We start from the raw sequence: 18,317 nt of genomic DNA, 5'->3' as shown, positions 1-18,317 counted from the left end.
ACCATCGGGGGAATTGTTGAAGTCCGACAAAAGTTTAGGGTTGCTGATCCCCGTCGGCCAGACGCCCGAGAATCAGGGCGATCCGCAGCGTGAACGCCGAGCGGACATCGGAGGGTGACCAGCCGGTGACGTCGGTCACACGACGGAGCCGGTAGCGCACGGTGTTCGGGTGCACGAAGAGCATCCGGGCCGCACCTTCCAGGCTGCTGGCCTGCTCCAGGTAGACGCTGAGCGTCTCCAGCAGCGCCGAGCCGGCTTCCTCCAGCGGTCTGTAGATCTCCTCCACCAACTGCTCGCGCGCCGAAGGGTCGGAGGCGATGGCGCGTTCCGGAAGGAGATCGTCCGCCAGCACCGGGCGCGGCGCGTCCTGCCATGCCGCGCACGCCTTCAGGCCGGCCGTCGCGGCCTGCGCGGACCGGGTCGCCGCCATCAGGTCGGGCACCACCGGCCCGGCCACCACCGGACCCGCCGCGAACGGGCCGATCAGCGACTTCGCGACCCGCAGCGGATCGTCGCTGCCGCCGGCGATGACCACCAGGCGGTCCCCGAGCACCCCGGTGAGCACCTGCACCTTGGCGTGCCGGGAGGCCCGCCGGATCGCCTCCACGGTCAGTTCGCTGTCGCCGTCCGGTGCCGTGCCCAGCACCACGCAGACGTGCTCCGGCGAGTTCCAGCCGAGTGCGGCGGCCCGGGAGAGCGCGCCCTCGTCGGCCTCCCCGGACAGCACCGCGTTGACGACCAGCGACTCCAGCCGGGCGTCCCAGGCGCCGCGTGCCTCGGCCGCCTGCGCGTACACCTGCGCGGTGGCGAAGGCGATCTCCCGGGCGTAGACGAGCAGGGCCTCGCGCAGGATCGACTCGTCGCCCGGCGCGGCCACCTCCTCGATGGCGGCCTCCATGACCTCGATGGTGGTCCGCACCATCTCGACGGTCTGGCGCAGGGTGATCGCCCGGGTCAGCTCGCGGGGCGCGGTGCCGAACACGTCGGTCGAGATCGCCTGAGGGGTCTCCGGGTGCCGGAACCACTCGGTGAACGCGGCGATGCCGGCCTGGGCGACCAGGCCGATCCAGGACCGGTTCTCCGGCGGCATCGCCCGGTACCACGGCAGCGACTCGTCCATGCGGGCGATCGCGTTCGCGGCCAGCCGCCCGGAGGACTTCTCCAGCCGGCGCAGCGTCGCGGCATGCGGATGGACGGGCTGCGCGGGCAGGTGCGCGGGCGCGTGCTCGATGGAATGCTCACGTTCGGGTTGGGGCACGGGACAAGACTGCCTTATCCGGGCGGCCCGGATGACTCCCGGGGGCCCGCTACCGTGGCCGTCATGATCGACGTACGCCGTGGCACAGACCGCTACCGGGGCGGGAACGAGGCCGCCGGGATCGACACCCGGCACGCGTTCTCCTTCGGGAACTTCTACGATCCGGACAACCTGCGCTTCGGTCCGGTCCTCGCCGTCAACGAGGAGACGCTCGCCCCGGGCGCCGGATTCGACGAGCACCCGCACCGCCACACCGAGATCGTCACCTGGGTGGTGGAGGGAGAACTGACGCACCGCGACGACGCCGGGCACGCCGCCACCGTGCACCCCGGCGACCTCCAGCACCTGAGCTCGGCCGACGGGGTCCGGCACGTGGAACGCAACGACGGGACGCGGCCGCTGCGCTTCGTGCAGATGTGGCTGGCGCCGGGCGACCCCGGCGGGGAGCCGGCGTACGGAATCGTCCGCGCGGTGCCGGACGGCGGGAGCTATCCGCTGCCGGCCGCGTCGGCGGTGCTGCACGTACGCCGGCCCGCGGCGGGGGAGAAGACGCCCGTGCCGGACGCGCCCCGGGTGTACGTGCACGTGGTGCGCGGGGACGTCCGGCTGGACGGGGTGGAGCTGGAGCCGGGGGACGCGGCGCGGATCACCGGCGCGGAGGGCCTGGAGATCACCGCCGGGTCCCCGGCGGAACTGCTGCTGTGGGAGTTCGGCTCCTGAGGGCCGGTCAGTTCCCGCGGCCGTGACGGGTGATGCCTCAGCGGGAAGCGGAGAGCTCCGCGAGCACCGCGTCGGTGAACGGCGGCCAGGCCGCCACGGCCCACGGCCCGAAGGCGCGGTCGGTCAGCGCCACGCAGGCCGCCCGCGCGTCCGGGTCCACCCACAGGAAGGTGCCGGACTGGCCGAAGTGCCCGAAGGTGCGCGGGGAGGAGGACGCGCCGGTCCAGTGCGGGGACTTGCCGTCGCGGATCTCCAGGCCCAGGCCCCAGTCGTTCGGGGACTGGTGGCCGTAGCCGGGCAGCACGCCCTTGAGGCCCGGGTGCACCACCGTGATCGCCTCGGCGACCGTACGCGGGTCCAGCAGCCGCGGCGCCTGCAGCTCGGCGGCGAACCGGACCAGGTCGGCGACGGTGGACACGCCGTCCTTGGCCGGCGAGCCGTCCAGGCTGCTCGCGGTCATGCCGAGCGGCTCGAACACGGCCTGGTGGAGGTATTCGGCGAAGGGGATGCCGGTGGCCTTGGCGATGTGGTCGCCGAGCACCTCGAAACCGGCGTTGGAGTAGAGCCGGCGGGTCCCGGCGGGGGCCATGGGGCGGTGCTCGTCGAAGGCCAGCCCGCTGGTGTGGGCGAGCAGGTGCCGGATCGTGGACCCCTCGGGGCCGGCCGGCTCGTCCAGCTCGACCGCGCCCTCCTCGTAGGCGACGAGCGCGGCGTACGCGGCGAGCGGCTTGGTCACGGAGGCCAGCGGGAACCGGTGGTGGACCGGGCCGTGCGTCCCGGCGACGCTGCCGTCCGCCCGGACGACGGCCGCGGCGGCGGTCGGCACGGGCCAGCTCTCGATGGTGCGCAGGCTTTGCAGGTTCACCGGATTCTCCATGTTGCCGAGCCTACTTGCCTCACTTGCCTGGAGTGCACTCCAGGGATCTAGCGTGGTCGCCATGAGCCTGACGGACACGGACACCCGGTACACGATCAGTGAGGTCGAGGCCCGGACCGGCCTGACCCAGCACACCCTGCGCTGGTACGAGCGGATCGGCCTGATGCCGCACATCGACCGCTCGCACTCGGGGCAGCGCCGGTTCACGGACCGGGATCTGGACTGGCTGGCCTTCGTCGGCAAACTGCGGGCCACCGGCATGTCGGTGGCGGACATGGTCCGGTACGCCGAACTCGTGCGGGCCGGCGCGGAGACCGCCGGGGAGCGCCGCCAACTGCTGGAGCGGACCCGGGACGAGGTGCGGGCGCGGATCGGGGAACTGACCGACGCGCTCGCCGTACTGGACCTCAAGATCGGAATGTACTCGGGAGGGAACTGCGGTGGCTGAAGCGAACGGGACCGGGCAGGTCGTCGGGCAGGTCGTCGGGCGGGTCGAGCTCGGCACGGGGGGTCCCCTGGTCGGGGCGCAGGGCCTGGGCTGCATGGGCATGAGCGAGTTCTACGGGGAGACGGACGAGGCGGCGGCGCGGGACACGCTGGAGGCCGCGCTGGAGGCCGGGGTCACCCTCCTGGACACGGCGGACATCTACGGGCGCGGGGCGAACGAGGAGTTCCTGGCACCGTTCCTGGCCGCGCACCGGGACGAGGTGGTGCTGGCCACCAAGTTCGGCATCGAGCGCACCGACGACCCCCACCACCGGGGGATCCGGAACGACCGGCCGTACGTCCGGGCGGCCGTGGAGGCCAGCCTGAAGCGGCTCGGCGTGGAGGTGATCGACCTCTACTACATGCACCGGCGGGACCCGGCCGTGCCGCTGGCCGAGACGGTGGGCGTGATGGCGGAGCTGGTGGCCGAGGGCAAGGTCCTGCACCTGGGGCTGAGTGAGGTGACCGGGGCGGAGCTGCGGGAGGCCCACGCGGTGCACCCGATCGCGGCGCTCCAGTCGGAGTGGTCGCTGTTCAGCCGGGACGTGGAGGTCAGCGCGGTGGGCGCGGCGGCGGAGCTGGGGGTGGCCTTCGTGCCGTACTCACCGCTCGGCCGGGGCTTCCTGACCGGGGCGTTCGCGGACGCGGGCACGGACCTGGCGGCGGGGGACTTCCGGCGCTTCCAGCCGCGGTTCACCGGGGACAACGCCCGGACGAACGCGCTGCTGCTCACCCCCGTCCGGGAGATCGCGGAGGCGCGCGGCGCGACGCCGGCGCAGATCGCGCTGGCCTGGGTCCAGCAGCGGTCCCGTGTGCACGGCCTGACGGTGGTCCCCATCCCCGGCACCCGCAAGCGGAACCGCCTCGCGGAGAACGTGGCCGCGACCGGCATCGTCCTGACGGGCGCGGAACTGGCGGCGCTGGAACTCCTGGCCGCGCAGGTCGCCGGCACCCGCTACCCGGACATGACCTTCACCTCCGCGTCCCGCGAGTAGGCCCGGTGCGGGGCCGGCACGGCGGACCGGGGCCTTCAGGCCTGATCCGCCGGTTCCGTGGCGAAACGATCCCTCAAGGCCGCGTACTCCTCGTCCGTCAGCAGTCCGGCGCCGTGCAGCTCGCCGAGGTGCCGCATCCGGTCCGCGCCAGGGCCCTCGGGTTCGGGCGCGGACCGGGCCGAGGGCACCGCGGCGACCGGCGTACGCGCCCGCACCGCGGCCAGCACCGCCGCCGCGAACGGCAGCGATTCGTGCACCGCCCCGTAGCCCAGGGCGAAGACCACCGCCGCCGGATCGTGGTCCGGCAGTGCGGGCACCGATTCCGGAGCGTCGCGCAGTTTCAGCCGCAGATGACCGCCCGGCCCCTCCGGCGAGCACCACTCCACCCCGGAGAGCGCGGGCACCGGGTACTCCTGGTCGCCGGCCTTCCACTTCGCGCTGCTGGCGCCCGTGCGGGACCAGCGCAGCGCGACCGTGGCGCCGTCGAAGGAAGCCCGCGCGTCGTAGGCCTTGAGCACCAGCGGCGGCTCCGGCACGTCCACCAGGAAGGCCGGCGCCTCCGCGTCCGGCCCCAGAAGCGGACGTACTGCTTCCGCCAGTGAGGCGGCCTGCACCGCCCCGTCGCCCGGCAGTACCAGCCGGTACGGGTCGCAGACCTCCTTCAGCTGCCCCTCCGCCGCCTCCACCAGCGGGTCCGCGCCCGGTCTCGGCACGGCCCGCAGGACGAGGGAGTCCCGCTTGCCCGAGGTCAGTGTCAGTCCGGACAGCGCCTCGTACGGGATGCGCCGCTGTCCGAGCGCGCCGAACAGCCGTCGTGTCCTGATCCCCCGGGTGAAGCGGATGAGCACCGAGTCCGAGTCGAACTCCCAGACGGCATGATTTCCGGCCAGTACGTCACCCATGCGGGCCATCGTAAGGTGCGGCGGCCCCGGCCGTCCCCCTCGCTGCGAAGACCGGTTTCCCGCCGATTCTCCGGCCTCTACCCGCGTCAGCCCTCATCTGTCCCGGAAATGCCGTCGCGGCACGAGTCGTCCCCGGGGAGGCACACCACGGAACCGTACGAACCGGTTCCGATTCTGGCGAGGTTCTCCACGGACTCCGTGCCTGGCGCGAAATAGCCGGTGTGGCTGCCCGCACCGGCTGCCGACAGCCGCCGCGCGCCGAACTCCGCGGACATCGGGTCGGCGCCGTGCCCCAGCCCGCCGACCTCCAGGTGCGGTACGTCCGCGATCCAGTCGCCGGGATCCCGCATCGCCCAGACCCGGGACGCGGTGTGCAGTCCGGCGGCGTTGTCCGCCCGGGTGCCCGGGCTGCCCGCCACCACGACGTCGGTCACCCGGTCCGGCAGTCCGGCCGCCGCCACCCCGCACACCACGGAGCCGTAGCTGTGGCAGAACAGGGCCGTGGTGGCGCGGGCGGGCAGCCCCGCGGTGAACGATTCCAGCCGGTCGGCGCCCTCGGCGGCCAGCCGGCCGGTGGCCGCGTCCACGCCCATTCCGGCCGGGGTGGTGTAGTCGGCCCAGGCGACCACGGCGGTCGGCACCTCCGGGGCGGCCTCGCGCTCCGCGGCGTACAGCGACTGGGCCATGCCCACCGGCGCGGACCAGCGGCGCGCGGTCCGCTCGAAGGTGAGCAGGTCGGTGTCGACGCCGGGCACGATCACCGAGATCCGGCGGGCCCGGTCCAGGTCGCCGAAGACCTCGGCGGCCCGGCCGCCGCCGGTCGGGTCGAAGGCCAGGATCTGCCGGCCGCCGGTCAGCATCGAGGCGAAGCGGTGTGCCCGCCGGCCGGACTCCGTCCGGGCCGTCGGGGTGAGCCGGACGTCCTCGGCGCGCTGCTGCTCCACGTCCTGGGCCTGGATCAGGGCGACCCGGTTGGCCCGGTAGCGCAGCGATGCCGGGACGCCGTTGAGGTTGCCGACCACCAGCGGGTGCGTGTCGGCGAGCCGGACCCGCTCGGCGGTGGTGAGGTTCGCGAAGAAGCGGGCGACCGTCCGTACGGGCGCGTCGGCGGGCGGCACCGGCTGTCCGCCGGCCCGGGCTCCGGACCAGGAGGTCAGGGCGGCGGTGCGCGGAGCCACCCCCGCGTCGGGCGAGTGCACCGTGGTCCAGCCGGTGATGGCCAGCATCACGAACACCACCGCGAGCGCCAGCAGGGCGCGCAGGGTGGTGGGGGACGCGGGGAGCGGGGATGCGGGGCCGGACACGTTCATCTGGACAACAGGTTAGGAGACGATTTCCGGCCGCGGTGCATCAGGTGGCGGGCGTCACGTCCGCGTGGGGGACCCGGGCAGAGGGTTGACGGGGGTGACGGTGACGACGGGGGTGGCGGGTGCGGCGGGAGTGACGGAGGTCACGGTGGCGTCGGCTGTGGGGAGTTGGGCGGGTGCGGGCGAAGTCGCGGGCGCGCCGTGCCAGTCCGCGGCGAGGGCCCGGGCGATCTGGTCCAGGTACTCCTCGGTCATCCGCCGGATCGCGAGCACGCTGGTGTCCTCACCCCGTCCCCACAGCCGGCCCGTGGTGCGGGTCACACCGGAGAACGCGGCCACCACCACCCGGGGCCGCGGGTCCGCGTCCACGTCCAGGCCCTCGCGGTGCGCCACCATCCGCGCGACCTTCTCCTCCAGCTCGGCGGAACGGCGCAGGTGCACCGCGAGCAGGGCGGGGGTGGACTCGATCAGCCGGTACGTGCGCATGTACAGGTCCACCGGGACCACCTCGGACAGGGCCTCCTCGATGGTGTCCCAGGTGCGGAGCACTGCGTTCCGCATCGCGTCCAGGGGGCCCTCGTCCGCCGGCCGGGCGGCCAGGGCGGCGATGAAGTGGGCCTCGGCCAGGTCCTGGACCGCGAAGGCGACCTCCTCCTTGTTGGCGAAGTACCGGAAGAAGGTCCGCTGCGAGACCTCGACCGCGTCGGTGATCTCGTCCACGGTGGTCCGCTCGTAGCCCTGCGAGGTGAAGAGCACCAGTGCGGCACGGAGGAGGGCGTCGCGGGTGCGCTGCTTCTTGCGTTCGCGCAGTCCGGCCGGCGCCGCCTGCACCGGCCGCTGGTCGGTCATCACCGCATGGTCCTCTCCGCCGCCCGTCCGAGGCCGGGACGCCTGACGTCTGACGCCTGACGTCTGACGTCGAGTGAGCGGTCAGGCTACCGGTGCCGGGCCGCGGGACGGCCGTCCGGCTGCGCCGTTCGAGGCGGCGTCGCCGGGGGTCCGGAGGCTCCGGGGCGTCCCGGCGGGCATGACACGTTCGGGTGGGTCCCGTCCGGGCGACGAGGACGGCGGGCCGGGCCCGGTACGGGGCTCGGAACCGGCCCCGCACCGGCCCCGCACCGGCCCCGCACCGGTCCGGAACCGGTCCGGCACCGCCGCCGGAGGGGTCAATTCCGGGGCTGCGGAGGGCGGTTGCCGGGGCGTCCGGGGCGCCGTCCCCTATCCGGGTGGTCCGCTCCGACACCCCTTCCGCGACCGTGTTGCCGCAGGTCAGCGTGGGGGTGCGGCGATCCGTACGGGCTTCCCGGCCGACCTGGCCACCCGTACGGGCGGTTCGCCGCGCAAGGAGTTGATCGCGATGCGCACGTCTTTCCGCGCCACGGCCGTTTCCGGTTCGGGCACAGCAGCCGCGGCCGTTGCGGCCGCCGTGTTCCTGGTGGGTGCCGCGCTCCTGCCGGCGGCGGCGGCGCCGCGGGCCGGCACCGATGCGGCCGGCGCCGCCCGTGCCGTCCGGCCCGGGGCGGCTCCGGCGCCCCGGGCCGCGGCGCCGCCGCCGCTCGGGCCCTGCGGGCCGGGCCAGCTCTGCCTCTGGCCCAAGACGGACTTCCAGGGCAAACGGCAGGTCCATGAGCTGCACCAGCTCGACGTGGACAGCTGCGTCCCGCTGCCGCCCGGTCCGCCCGCGCAGGCACTGGCCAACCGCACCGGCCGCCCGGTGACCACGTACCAGTCGGCCGAGTGCGCCGAGACCGGCGAGTTCCAGACCTACCCCGGGGACGGGGTGTGGCTGCCGAGGTCGCCGTACCAGGTCCGCGCGTTCAAGGTTTGGGAGAACTAGCGCCGCCGGGGCGGGCGCAGGGCTCGTTCCCCCACCCCGCCCCCGGTGCGGGTCGCTCGGCCTCGGGCGATCCCCGCCGTCAGGCCCGGCTGTGCCCCGTCAGGGGCCGGGGGCGGCCGGTGCCGGGGCGGTTGCCGTCGCCGATGCCGTCGCCGATGCCGTCGCGGAGGCCGGCGCGAGGCCGCCCGCCGACGGGGCGGAGCCGGCCGCACCCGGGAAAGCCGCCGCGGGCGTGAGGCGGGCCACCTCCGCGCGGAGGGCGCGGACCTCGGCCCGGAGGTCCGTGAGGAGGGCCAGCTGGGCGCGTTCCGCCGCGTCGTCGCGGTCGAAGCGGGAGATGAACCAGGCCGCGATGTTCGCGGTGACCACACCCAGCAGGGCGATGCCGGAGAGCATCAGGCCCACCGCGAGCACCCGGCCCAGGCCGGTGGTCGGGGAGTGGTCGCCGTAGCCGACGGTGGTCATCGTGGTGAAGGACCACCACACCGCGTCGCCCAGGGTCTTGATGTTGCCGTCCGGCGCGTCCCGCTCCACGCTGAGCACCGCCAGCGAGCCGAACATCATCAGCCCGACCACGGCGCCCGCCACGTACGTGGTGAGCCGGACCTGCGGGGCCATCCGGGCCCGCCGCCCGACCAGCAGCAGGGTGGCGACCAGCCGCAGCAGCCGCAGCGGCTGCACCAGCGGCAGCAGCACGGCCGCCAGGTCCAGCCAGTGGGTGCGGACGAACAGCCGCCGGTCCCGTGCCAGTCCCAGCCGGATCAGGTAGTCCGCGGCGAAGGCCCCCCAGACCGCCCACTCGGCGTACAGACAGCCCCGCAGGACCGCCGGATCCGCGTCGGGGGTGACGATCGGTACCGCGCACGCCACGGCGAAGAGGGCCGCGAGGGCCAGCAAGGGGTTCTGCGTGCGCCGCTCCCAGCGGACCTGCGCGGGCTGTTCCTTCATGCCAGGCATCGTAAGGAACGTGTGAAGACGGACGCAGCCCCGGCCGGAGCCGGGGCCGCGTCATCGGACGGCATCGTCGGGGGTGCCGCCCCGCGCACGCGGACGCACGCTCCGGTGCGTCCGCGTCCGCCTCCCGGCCCGAGCCCGCGTCCGTGCCCCGTCCGGGTGAACCGCGGAGCCCGCCGGGCCGCGCCCCGCTGCGTCAGGCGTCGCCGCCCGCCGCGCCCGGGTCCGCCGCCGCGACGTCCAGCAGCTGGTAGCGGTCGATCGCCTGCTTCAGCACCGACCGGTCGATCTGCCCGGTCTTGGCCAGCTCGGTCAGCACCGCCAGCACCACCGACTGCGCGTCGATGTGGAAGAACCGCCGCGCCGCGCCGCGGGTGTCCGCGAAGCCGAACCCGTCCGCGCCCAGCGAGGTGTACGCGCCCGGAATCCACCGGGAGATCTGGTCCGGGACGCTGCGCATCCAGTCCGACACCGCCACGAACGGCCCCTCGGCACCGGACAGCTTCCGGGTCACGTACGGGACCTGCTGCTCCTCCTCCGGGTGGAGCAGGTTGTGCTTCTCCACCTCCACCGCCTCGCGCCGCAGCTCGTTCCAGGAGGTCGCCGACCAGACGTCCGCCCGGACGTTCCACTCCGTCTCCAGCAGCCGCTGCGCCTCCAGCGCCCACGGCACGGCCACGCCGGAGGCCAGGATCTGCGCCGGCACGGCGCCCGAGGTGCCCGCCGAGACCCGGTGGATGCCCTTGAGGATGCCCTCCACGTCCACGTCGGCCGGCTCGGCCGGATGCTGGATCGGCTCGTTGTAGACCGTCAGGTAGTAGAAGACGTCCTCCGACTCCGGCCCGTACATCCGCCGCAGACCGTCCTGCACGATGTGCGCGATCTCGTAGCCGTACGCCGGGTCGTAGGCGACGCAGCCCGGGTTGGTCGAGGCCAGCAGCTGGGAGTGGCCGTCCGCGTGCTGCAGGCCCTCGCCCGTCAGGGTGGTCCGGCCCGCCGTCGCGCCGAGCACGAAACCGCGCGCCAGCTGGTCGGCCATCTGCCAGAACTGGTCACCCGTCCGCTGGAAACCGAACATCGAGTAGAAGACGTAGACCGGGATCAGCGGCTCGCCGTGCGTGGCGTACGCCGAGCCCGCCGCGATCAGCGAGGCCGTGCAGCCCGCCTCCGAGATGCCGTCGTGCAGCATCTGGCCGGTCGGGGACTCCTTGTAGGCGAGCAGCAGGTCGCGGTCCACCGCCTCGTACTGCTGGCCCAGCGGGTTGTAGATCTTGGCGCTCGGGAAGAACGCGTCCATGCCGAAGGTGCGGTACTCGTCCGGCGCGATCAGCACGAACCGCTTGCCGATCTCCTTGTCCCGCATCAGGTCCTTCAGGATGCGGACGAAGGCCATGGTCGTCGCGATCGACTGGTGGCCGGAGCCCTTCTTGGCCGCCGCGTAGGTCTTGTCCTCCGGCAGCGGCAGCGGCTTCGCCCGCACCACCCGGGTCGGTACGTAGCCGCCCAGCGCGCTGCGCCGGTCGTGCATGTACTGGATCTCCTCGGAGTCCGGGCCCGGGTGGTAGTACGGCGGCAGACCGCTCTCCAGCTGCGCGTCCGTGACCGGGATGTGCAGCCGGTCGCGGAAGCCCTTGAGGTCGGCGACCGTCAGCTTCTTCATCTGGTGGGTCGCGTTGCGGCCCTCGAAGTTCGGTCCGAGCGTCCAGCCCTTGATCGTCTTGGCCAGGATGACCGTCGGCTGGCCCTTGTGGGCCTTGGCCGCCGCGTACGCCGCGTAGATCTTCTTGTGGTCGTGGCCGCCGCGCCCCAGGTGCAGGATCTGGTCGTCGGTCATGTTCGCGACCATGGCGCGCAGCCGCTGGTCGTCGCCGAAGAAGTGGTCCCGGATGTACGCGCCGGTCTCCGTCGCGTAGGTCTGGAACTGTCCGTCCGGCGTGGTGTTCATCCTGTTGACCAGGATGCCGTCGCGGTCCTGGGCCAGCAGCGGGTCCCAGGAGCGGTCCCAGATCAGCTTGATCACGTTCCAGCCGGCCCCCCGGAAGACCGACTCCAGCTCCTGGATGACCTTGCCGTTGCCGCGCACCGGGCCGTCGAGCCGCTGCAGGTTGCAGTTGACCACGAAGGTCAGGTTGTCCAGGCCCTCGCGGGCGGCCAGGGTCAGCTGGCCCAGCGACTCCGGCTCGTCCATCTCGCCGTCGCCGAGGTACGCCCAAACGTGTGACCTGGAGGTGTCCGCGATGCCGCGCGCCTCCATGTACCGGTTCATCCGGGCCTGGTAGATCGCGCCGATCGGGCCGAGGCCCATCGAGACCGTCGGGAACTCCCAGAAGTCCGGCATCAGCCGCGGGTGCGGGTAGCTGGACAGGCCGTACGGGGCCCTGGACCTCTCCTGCCGGAAGGCGTCGAGCTGCTGCTCGGAGAGCCGGTCCAGCAGGTACGCGCGGGCGTAGACGCCGGGCGAGGCGTGGCCCTGGAAGAAGATCTGGTCGCCGCCGTCGCCCTCGTCCTTGCCCCGGAAGAAGTGGTTGAAGCCCACGTCGTAGAGCGAGGCGGAGGAGGCGAAGGTGGCGATGTGGCCGCCGACGCCGATGCCCGGGCGCTGCGCTCGCGAGACCATCACCGCGGCGTTCCACCGGGTGGCGTTCAGGACCTTGCGCTCGATCTCCTCGTTGCCGGGGAAGAACGGCTCGTCTTTGGTGGCGATCGTGTTGACGTAGTCCGTGCTGCGCATCTCGGGGACGGCCACGCGCTTCTCGCGGGCCCGCTCGATCAGCCGCAGCATCAGGTAGCGGGCCCGCTCACGCCCGCGCTCGTCGACGGCTGCGTCCAGGGAGTCGAGCCACTCCCGCGTCTCCTCCGGATCGAAGTCCGGGACCTGGCTCGGCAGGCCGCCAATGATGATCGGGTTGCGATCGGATGCGGAAGCCACGCTGTTCCTTCGCTGTCTGGGGAGGTCGTGTCATGGGTCACACCGCCTCCCATCGTGTACCGCCGGACCCCAATCGTCACCTTTACCGCTAGGTAACCCGTGGAACTTCGGGCAATTGCCTTCCCGGCCGGGCTCCAGGCCGCCCCTCCGGCCCGGCTCGCGGCCCGGCCGGAGGGGCGGCCGGGAAGACCCGGCGACGGGCCGGTGAGGGCCGGCGGGAGGGCGGTGACGCTCCGGAACGGCCCGGGGACGGATCCGTCGAAGCCTCCCCATTGTGCCCACCCCGTTCGGCACGCCCGAAAGGCAGTTCGCCCCTCGAACGGGTAGGAAGGTCCCCATCCGATGCCGAATGCGCTGCAATGGTGTGGGATGGGTAATCCGAGAGCGTCGAGACGGCCGCAATCGTCACCGTTTCGACGGTCTCGCCCACCGGGTACTTGCGCGATCCGCCGCTCCCGTGTGGACTACGCCCAATGCTGCGCGTCCGCGCGCAGCCGAAGACATACCCCGAACATGAGCAGGAGGCACCCCGTGAGCGCGACCGCGGACCACGCGGAGAGCAACCTGGCCGCCCGGCTGGGTTTCCAGTCCGACCAGGTGGTCCAGGAGATCGGCTACGACGACGACGCCGATCAGGAATTCCGCGAGGCCATCGAGGAGCAGATCGGCAGCGATCTCGTCGACGAGGATTACGACGACGTTGCCGACGCCGTGCTCCTCTGGTTCCGGGACGAAGACGGCGATCTGACGGACACGCTGGTCGACGCCACCGAGTTCGTCGAAAACAACGCGGTGATCCTGCTCATGACGCCGAAGACCGGTCGTTCCGGTCACGTGATCCCCAGCGACGTCAACGAGGCCGCCACCACCGCTGGCCTCTCGACGAGCAAGCCGGTGAGCGTGGGCAAGGACTGGACCGCCAACAAGCTGGTGACGCCCAAGGCGGCCAAGACCGGCAAGCGCTGACCCGCGTTCCGCAGCCGAGCGGACAGGAACCACGAGAACCCCGCCGACCCCCGGTCGGCGGGGTTTCCGCGTTCGGCGCGCGCCCTCGATAGGCTGGGCCCACCCGAACAGCCCAACGGAGGGATGCGAGAGATGGCGGCGATCGAGGTCGGCCACAAGGCCCCGGACTTCGAGCTCAAGGACAACCACGGCGCGACCGTCCGGCTGTCCGACTACCGGGGCGAGAAGAACGTGGTCCTGCTCTTCTACCCGTTCGCCTTCACCGGCGTGTGCACCGGCGAGCTCTGCGAGCTGCGCGACCAGCTGCCCCGCTTCCAGAACGACGAGGTCCAGCTGCTCGCCGTCTCCAACGACTCGGTGCCCACCCTGCGCGTCTTCGCCGAGCAGGAGGGCCTGGAGTACCCGCTGCTGTCGGACTTCTGGCCGCACGGCGAGACCTCCCGCGCGTACGGGGTCTTCGACGAGGACAAGGGCTGCGCCGTGCGCGGCACCTTCATCATCGACAAGGACGGCATCGTCCGCTGGACCGTCGTCAACGGCCTCCCGGACGCCCGTGACCTGAACGAGTACGTCAAGGCGCTCGACAGCCTCTGACCGTCCCCGCGGGGACGTCGGCGGCGACGGTGCCGGAGGGCACCGCCGTGACGGTATCGGCCTAAAGGTGCCGCCGGGTGGGAACCCGTCACTAGGATCGGACCGTTGACCCGGTAGCAAACGCACGACGGGGCACCGCCCCACACAAAACCCAATGGAGGACCCGTGGGAGTCAGCCTCAGCAAGGGCGGCAACGTCTCGCTGACCAAAGCCGCCCCCAACCTGACGGCGGTCATCGTCGGTCTGGGCTGGGACGCTCGCACCACCACCGGCACCGAGTTCGACCTCGACGCCAGCGCCCTGCTCACCAACGACCAGGGCAAGGTCGCGAGCGACGGCAATTTCGTCTTCTTCAACAACCTCAAGAGCCCCGACGGCTCCGTGGAGCACACCGGTGACAACATCACCGGTGAGGGCGAGGGCGACGACGAGCAGATCAAGGTGAACCTCACCGGCGTGCCGGCCGACGTGCACCGCATCGTCTTCCCGGTCTCGATCTACGACGCCGAGACCCGTCAGCAGAGCTTCGGCCAGGTGCGCAACGCGTTCATCCGCGTGGTGAACCAGGCCGACAACACGGAACTGGCCCGCTACGACCTGAGCGAGGACGCCTCGACCGAGACCGCCATGGTCTTCGGCGAGCTCTACCGCAACGGCGCCGAGTGGAAGTTCCGCGCCATCGGCCAGGGGTACGCCTCGGGTCTGCGCGGCATCGCGCAGGACTTCGGCGTCAACGTCTGAGTCTCCTTCTGCCGGCCCGTCCGGCAGCCCTTCCGTCCGGCGCCGCGCACCCGTCCGTGTGCGGCGCCGGACGGCTTTGCCACCACCACGTGTTCCGGGGAGGACCACACATGGGCGTCACGCTCGCCAAGGGAGGCAACGTCTCCCTCTCCAAGGCCGCACCGAACCTGACCCGGATCCTGGTCGGCCTCGGCTGGGACGCGCGCTCCACCACGGGGGCCGACTTCGACCTCGACGCCAGTGCACTGCTGTGCAACGGCGGCCGGGTGCTCGGGGACCAGTACTTCGTCTTCTACAACAACCTCAAGAGCCCCGAGGGATCCGTCGAGCACACCGGCGACAACCTCACCGGCGAGGGCGAGGGCGACGACGAGTCGATCATCATCGACCTGACGCAGGTGCCGGCCGAGGTCGACAAGATCGTCTTCCCGGTCTCGATCCACGACGCGGACGCCCGCCGGCAGACCTTCGGCCAGGTCACGAACGCCTTCATCCGCGTGGTGAACCAGGCGGACGGCCAGGAACTCGCCCGCTACGACCTTTCCGAGGACGCCTCCAGCGAGACCGCGATGATCTTCGGTGAGGTGTACCGCTACGGCGGCGAATGGAAGTTCCGGGCGGTGGGGCAGGGGTACGCGTCCGGCCTGAGGGGCATCGCTCTAGACTTCGGGGTCAACGTTTCGTAAAGCCGTACAAGATCATGGGGTGCCAGTGGTTCTGAAAACCTTCGGCTGGTCGTTCGCCATCACGGCGCTCGGCCTTGCCTTCGCCGCTTGGCAGTGGGGGTGGGAGGCGTTCGGGGTCGTACTGATCCTGTCGATCCTCGAGATCTCGCTGTCCTTCGACAATGCGGTCGTGAACGCCGGAATCCTGAAGAAGATGAACGCCTTCTGGCAAAAGATCTTCCTCACGGTCGGCATTCTCGTCGCGGTCTTCGGTATGCGACTGGTCTTCCCCGTGGCGATCGTCGCGATCAGCGCCAAGGTCGGCCCGATCGAGGCCATCCAGCTGGCCCTGGACGAGCCCGAGCAGTACGAGGCGCTGGTCACCGACGCCCACCCCGCGATCGCCGCGTTCGGTGGCATGTTCCTGCTGATGATCTTCCTCGACTTCATCTTCGAGGACCGGGACATCAAGTGGCTCCAGTGGCTGGAGCGGCCGCTGGCCAAGCTCGGCAAGGTCGACATGCTGTCGGTCTGCATCGCGCTGATCGCCCTGCTCGTCTCCGCGATGACCTTCGCGACCCAGGCCCACACCAGCACCGGCCACGCGGACAAGTCCGCCACCGTGCTGCTCGCCGGAGTCGCCGGCCTGATCACCTACCTGATCGTGGGCGGTCTCTCCTCCTACTTCGAGGACAAGCTCGAAGAGGAAGAGGAGCGCGAGCACGAGGAGGAGGAGAAGGCCAAGGCCGAGGGCAAGGAGGTCTCGGCGGTCGGCCTGGCCGGCAAGGCCGCGTTCTTCCTCTTCCTCTACCTCGAAGTGCTGGACGCGTCGTTCTCCTTCGACGGGGTCATCGGCGCCTTCGCGATCACCAACCACATCTTCTGGATGGCGCTCGGCCTCGGCATCGGCGCCATGTACGTCCGGTCGCTCACGGTCTACCTGGTCCGCCAGGGCACCCTGGACGACTACGTCTACCTGGAGCACGGCGCGCACTACGCGATCGGCGCGCTCGCCGTGATCCTGCTGATCACCATCCAGCACGAGATCAGCGAGATCATCACCGGTCTCATCGGCGTGGTGCTGATCGCCGCGTCCTTCTGGTCCTCGGTCCGCCGCAACAAGCGGCTGGAGCTGGAGGAGGCCGGCGCCAAGGCGTGATGCCGAGGCGCGCGTCCGAGGCATGAGCCGGGCGTGTATGCGGAACCATTGACAGGGGGTGGCCGTCCGGCCACCCCCTGTCGGCGTTCCCGCCGCCGGATGACTCCGGCGGGGGCCGTGATGTGGGGGGAAGGGCATGGGGTTCTTCGACGGGCTCCGGGGAGGCCGGGCGGCGCAGTTCCAGTCGGGCAGTGCCTCGTCGAACGCGATCGAGCTGACCAAGAGGCACCCGCAGGTCTCGCTGACCAAACAGGGCGCCGTCACGGGGAACCTGCGGGTGAACCTCTCCTGGCGGATGCGCAGCTCGGACTTCGGCGGCCGGTCGGGGCAGAGCGGCCAGCTGTTCCGCCATCCGTTCAAGCTGTTCAAGCCGGAGGTGGTGCAGGCGCACACCCAGGGAATGGTCAACGTCGACCTGGACATGGGCTGCCTGTACGAGCTGGCGGACGGCAGCAGGGGCGTGGTCCAGCCGCTGGGCAACCTGCTCGGCGACCTCAACGACCCGCCGTACGTGAAGCTCAGCGGAGACGACCGCTTCGGCTCCCCCTCGGGGGAGACCCTCTACGTGAACCTGGACCACGCCGAGGAGATCAAACGGCTGCTGGTCTTCGTCTACATCTACGACCAGACCCCGGCCTTCGACCGGACCCACGCCGTGGTCACCCTGTACCCGATCAGCGGGCCGCGCATCGAGATCGCCCTCGACGAACGGCACCCCGAGGCCCGGTCCTGCGCGGTGGTCTCGCTGGAGAACGCCGGCGGCGAGCTGGTCGTACGGCGCGAGGTGCGGTTCGTGTACGGCTTCCAGGCCGAGCTGGACCGGCTGTACGGGTGGGGGCTCCAGTGGGGCCGGGGCTACAAGTCGGGGGCGCGATAGGCCGTCCCTCCCGGGACGGCCCGGGCCGACCGGGCTCGGGGCCCGGCCGAATACACCTAGGTCGTCTCTTTCGGATCTTGCCGGTTGAGCCCGCGTCGTCCGGTGCCGTGCATCGCAAGGCGGAGAGGCTCCCGAGTACTGGACGTACTCGGGAGCCTCGACAACGCAGCGAGGTGCGGTGCCGGGCGGCGCGGGTCAGGCAAGATCCGTAAGAAACGGCCTAGCGGCGTACGAACTGCGGTCCCTGGAGCGGCAGCCGGAACGACGGGTCCCCGCCCGGTCCCGGCACCGGCGCCGGGGACACCGGCTGCGGGTACCCGTAGGCGGGCTGCGCGGCCGGTGGGGCCTGCGTGGGCGGCGCCGAGGGGACCGGCGGCACCGGGTGGGCCGGGGTCGGCGGCCGCATGGCCGTGGTGGCCTCGGGGTCGGCCGGGGCCACCGCCGCGTCGGCCTCGGGGTTCTCGTCCACCGAGATGCCGTGGTCGGTGGCCAGTCCCACCAGCCCGTTGGAGTAGCCCTCGCCGAGCGCCCGGAACTTCCAGCCCTCGCCCCGGCGGTAGAGCTCCCCGCAGATCAGCGCCGTCTCGGCCCCGGTCTCCGGCCGCACGTCGAAGTGGGCGAGGGGGTCCGTGCCGCCCGCGCCCGTGGCGTCGTACAGCAGGATCCGCAGGTCGCGGACCCGCTCGAACGGCACGTCCTCGGCGGAGGCGACCACCAGGATCCGGTCCACCGCCGCGGTGACCGAGCCGAGATCGGCCTGCACCGCGTCGGTGACGCTCTCCCCGATCAGCTTCTTGCCCAGCCGCCACACCGCCCCCGAGGGGTGCCGGGGCTGGTTGTAGAAGACGAAGTCCTCGTCCGAACGCACCCGCCCGTCCGGGCCCACCAGCAGCGCCGAAGCGTCCACGTCCGGAACCTCGGGGCCAGTGGTCCAGCGCAGCACCGCCCGGACCGCCGCGGCGGTGACCGGAATGTTGGAGCCCTTCTGCATCGCGTGCGTCATGCCCGTCATCCTGCCCTCCCGGGCCGGAGCGGGACAATGCGGCCCCC

At 71.9% G+C, this 18,317-nt stretch carries 17 protein-coding genes and 1 pseudogene; 10 read left to right on the top strand and 8 right to left on the bottom strand.

The window, feature by feature from the left end:
* Positions 1-34: 34 nt before the first annotated feature.
* Positions 35-1,231 carry a PucR family transcriptional regulator gene (locus AC067U_RS07510; RefSeq protein ID WP_478828940.1) on the bottom strand — a complete coding sequence of 399 codons (1,197 nt, stop codon included), beginning with the start codon at positions 1,229-1,231 and terminating at the stop codon, positions 35-37.
* 90 nt (positions 1,232-1,321) lie between these two features.
* Here AC067U_RS07510 and AC067U_RS07505 point away from each other — a divergent pair, with 90 nt between their 5' ends.
* Positions 1,322-1,978 carry a pirin family protein gene (locus tag AC067U_RS07505; protein WP_478828690.1) on the top strand — a complete coding sequence of 219 codons (657 nt, stop codon included), beginning with the start codon at positions 1,322-1,324 and terminating at the stop codon, positions 1,976-1,978.
* A 37-nt stretch (positions 1,979-2,015) separates the two neighbouring features.
* Here AC067U_RS07505 and AC067U_RS07500 read toward each other — a convergent pair whose 3' ends face one another.
* On the bottom strand, positions 2,016-2,837 hold the full coding sequence (locus AC067U_RS07500; RefSeq protein WP_478828939.1) for a serine hydrolase domain-containing protein: 822 nt from the start codon (positions 2,835-2,837) through the stop codon (positions 2,016-2,018).
* A 79-nt stretch (positions 2,838-2,916) separates the two neighbouring features.
* Here AC067U_RS07500 and AC067U_RS07495 point away from each other — a divergent pair, with 79 nt between their 5' ends.
* Positions 2,917-3,303, top strand: a complete 387-nt coding sequence (locus tag AC067U_RS07495) for a MerR family transcriptional regulator (protein WP_478828689.1) — start codon at positions 2,917-2,919, stop codon at positions 3,301-3,303.
* Positions 3,296-4,336: an aldo/keto reductase gene (locus AC067U_RS07490; RefSeq protein ID WP_478828688.1), complete on the top strand. Its 1,041-nt coding sequence runs from the start codon at positions 3,296-3,298 to the stop codon at positions 4,334-4,336. The genes AC067U_RS07495 and AC067U_RS07490 overlap by 8 nt, the downstream gene beginning before the upstream one ends.
* Positions 4,337-4,371: 35 nt before the next feature.
* Here AC067U_RS07490 and AC067U_RS07485 read toward each other — a convergent pair whose 3' ends face one another.
* The 3 genes and pseudogenes from AC067U_RS07485 to AC067U_RS07475 all read right to left on the bottom strand — a co-directional run.
* Positions 4,372-5,238, bottom strand: a complete 867-nt coding sequence (locus AC067U_RS07485) for a DUF4429 domain-containing protein (protein ID WP_478828687.1) — start codon at positions 5,236-5,238, stop codon at positions 4,372-4,374.
* Positions 5,239-5,324: 86 nt separating this feature from the next.
* Positions 5,325-6,548 (bottom strand): alpha/beta hydrolase, encoded by a 1,224-nt coding sequence (locus AC067U_RS07480; RefSeq protein ID WP_478828686.1) that lies wholly within the window; start codon positions 6,546-6,548, stop codon positions 5,325-5,327.
* Between the two features lie 201 nt (positions 6,549-6,749).
* Positions 6,750-7,394 (bottom strand): annotated as a pseudogene (locus AC067U_RS07475) (TetR family transcriptional regulator); the annotation flags it as partial.
* A 508-nt stretch (positions 7,395-7,902) separates the two neighbouring features.
* On the opposite strand from AC067U_RS07475, the gene AC067U_RS07470 reads away from it, so the two are divergent.
* Positions 7,903-8,382 carry a peptidase inhibitor family I36 protein gene (locus AC067U_RS07470; protein WP_478828685.1) on the top strand — a complete coding sequence of 160 codons (480 nt, stop codon included), beginning with the start codon at positions 7,903-7,905 and terminating at the stop codon, positions 8,380-8,382.
* A gap of 99 nt (positions 8,383-8,481) precedes the next feature.
* Here AC067U_RS07470 and AC067U_RS07465 read toward each other — a convergent pair whose 3' ends face one another.
* Both AC067U_RS07465 and aceE read right to left on the bottom strand, forming a co-directional pair.
* Positions 8,482-9,330, bottom strand: coding sequence for a potassium channel family protein (locus AC067U_RS07465; protein ID WP_478828684.1), 849 nt, complete (start codon positions 9,328-9,330; stop codon positions 8,482-8,484).
* A gap of 202 nt (positions 9,331-9,532) precedes the next feature.
* Positions 9,533-12,265, bottom strand: a complete 2,733-nt coding sequence (gene aceE / locus AC067U_RS07460) for a pyruvate dehydrogenase (acetyl-transferring), homodimeric type (protein ID WP_478828683.1) — start codon at positions 12,263-12,265, stop codon at positions 9,533-9,535.
* Between the two features lie 531 nt (positions 12,266-12,796).
* Here aceE and AC067U_RS07455 point away from each other — a divergent pair.
* From AC067U_RS07455 to AC067U_RS07430, 6 genes are all read left to right on the top strand, one after another.
* Complete coding sequence (locus AC067U_RS07455) at positions 12,797-13,231, top strand: DUF3052 domain-containing protein (protein ID WP_478828682.1); 435 nt, start codon at positions 12,797-12,799, stop codon at positions 13,229-13,231.
* A gap of 132 nt (positions 13,232-13,363) precedes the next feature.
* Entirely contained in the window at positions 13,364-13,825 is a 462-nt protein-coding gene (locus tag AC067U_RS07450) for a peroxiredoxin (protein WP_478828681.1), read from the top strand.
* Between the two features lie 165 nt (positions 13,826-13,990).
* Positions 13,991-14,566 carry a TerD family protein gene (locus tag AC067U_RS07445; protein ID WP_478828680.1) on the top strand — a complete coding sequence of 192 codons (576 nt, stop codon included), beginning with the start codon at positions 13,991-13,993 and terminating at the stop codon, positions 14,564-14,566.
* 110 nt (positions 14,567-14,676) lie between these two features.
* Entirely contained in the window at positions 14,677-15,252 is a 576-nt protein-coding gene (locus AC067U_RS07440) for a TerD family protein (protein ID WP_478828679.1), read from the top strand.
* Between the two features lie 25 nt (positions 15,253-15,277).
* Positions 15,278-16,390, top strand: coding sequence for a DUF475 domain-containing protein (locus tag AC067U_RS07435; RefSeq protein WP_478828938.1), 1,113 nt, complete (start codon positions 15,278-15,280; stop codon positions 16,388-16,390).
* A 136-nt stretch (positions 16,391-16,526) separates the two neighbouring features.
* On the top strand, positions 16,527-17,267 hold the full coding sequence (locus AC067U_RS07430) for a TerD family protein (protein WP_478828678.1): 741 nt from the start codon (positions 16,527-16,529) through the stop codon (positions 17,265-17,267).
* Positions 17,268-17,487: 220 nt separating this feature from the next.
* Here AC067U_RS07430 and AC067U_RS07425 read toward each other — a convergent pair whose 3' ends face one another.
* Positions 17,488-18,270 carry a TerD family protein gene (locus tag AC067U_RS07425; protein WP_478828677.1) on the bottom strand — a complete coding sequence of 261 codons (783 nt, stop codon included), beginning with the start codon at positions 18,268-18,270 and terminating at the stop codon, positions 17,488-17,490.
* Positions 18,271-18,317: the final 47 nt, after the last annotated feature.

Source organism: Streptomyces sp. NPDC043853 (assembly GCF_056436025.1).
Note: the sequence above shows the minus strand (reverse complement) of the source record. Positions and strands in the feature narration are given on the sequence as shown.

Excerpts from the sequence above, each read along its gene's own strand:
- AC067U_RS07505 (WP_478828690.1), top strand. The coding sequence starts at position 1,322 with ATGATCGACGTACGCCGTGGCACAGACCGCTACCGGGGCGGGAACGAG.
- AC067U_RS07495 (WP_478828689.1), top strand. The coding sequence starts at position 2,917 with ATGAGCCTGACGGACACGGACACCCGGTACACGATCAGTGAGGTCGAG.
- AC067U_RS07485 (WP_478828687.1), bottom strand. The coding sequence starts at position 5,238 with ATGGGTGACGTACTGGCCGGAAATCATGCCGTCTGGGAGTTCGACTCG.
- AC067U_RS07480 (WP_478828686.1), bottom strand. The coding sequence starts at position 6,548 with ATGAACGTGTCCGGCCCCGCATCCCCGCTCCCCGCGTCCCCCACCACC.
- AC067U_RS07470 (WP_478828685.1), top strand. The coding sequence starts at position 7,903 with ATGCGCACGTCTTTCCGCGCCACGGCCGTTTCCGGTTCGGGCACAGCA.
- AC067U_RS07465 (WP_478828684.1), bottom strand. The coding sequence starts at position 9,330 with ATGAAGGAACAGCCCGCGCAGGTCCGCTGGGAGCGGCGCACGCAGAAC.
- AC067U_RS07450 (WP_478828681.1), top strand. The coding sequence starts at position 13,364 with ATGGCGGCGATCGAGGTCGGCCACAAGGCCCCGGACTTCGAGCTCAAG.
- AC067U_RS07440 (WP_478828679.1), top strand. The coding sequence starts at position 14,677 with ATGGGCGTCACGCTCGCCAAGGGAGGCAACGTCTCCCTCTCCAAGGCC.
- AC067U_RS07430 (WP_478828678.1), top strand. The coding sequence starts at position 16,527 with ATGGGGTTCTTCGACGGGCTCCGGGGAGGCCGGGCGGCGCAGTTCCAG.
- AC067U_RS07425 (WP_478828677.1), bottom strand. The coding sequence starts at position 18,270 with ATGACGCACGCGATGCAGAAGGGCTCCAACATTCCGGTCACCGCCGCG.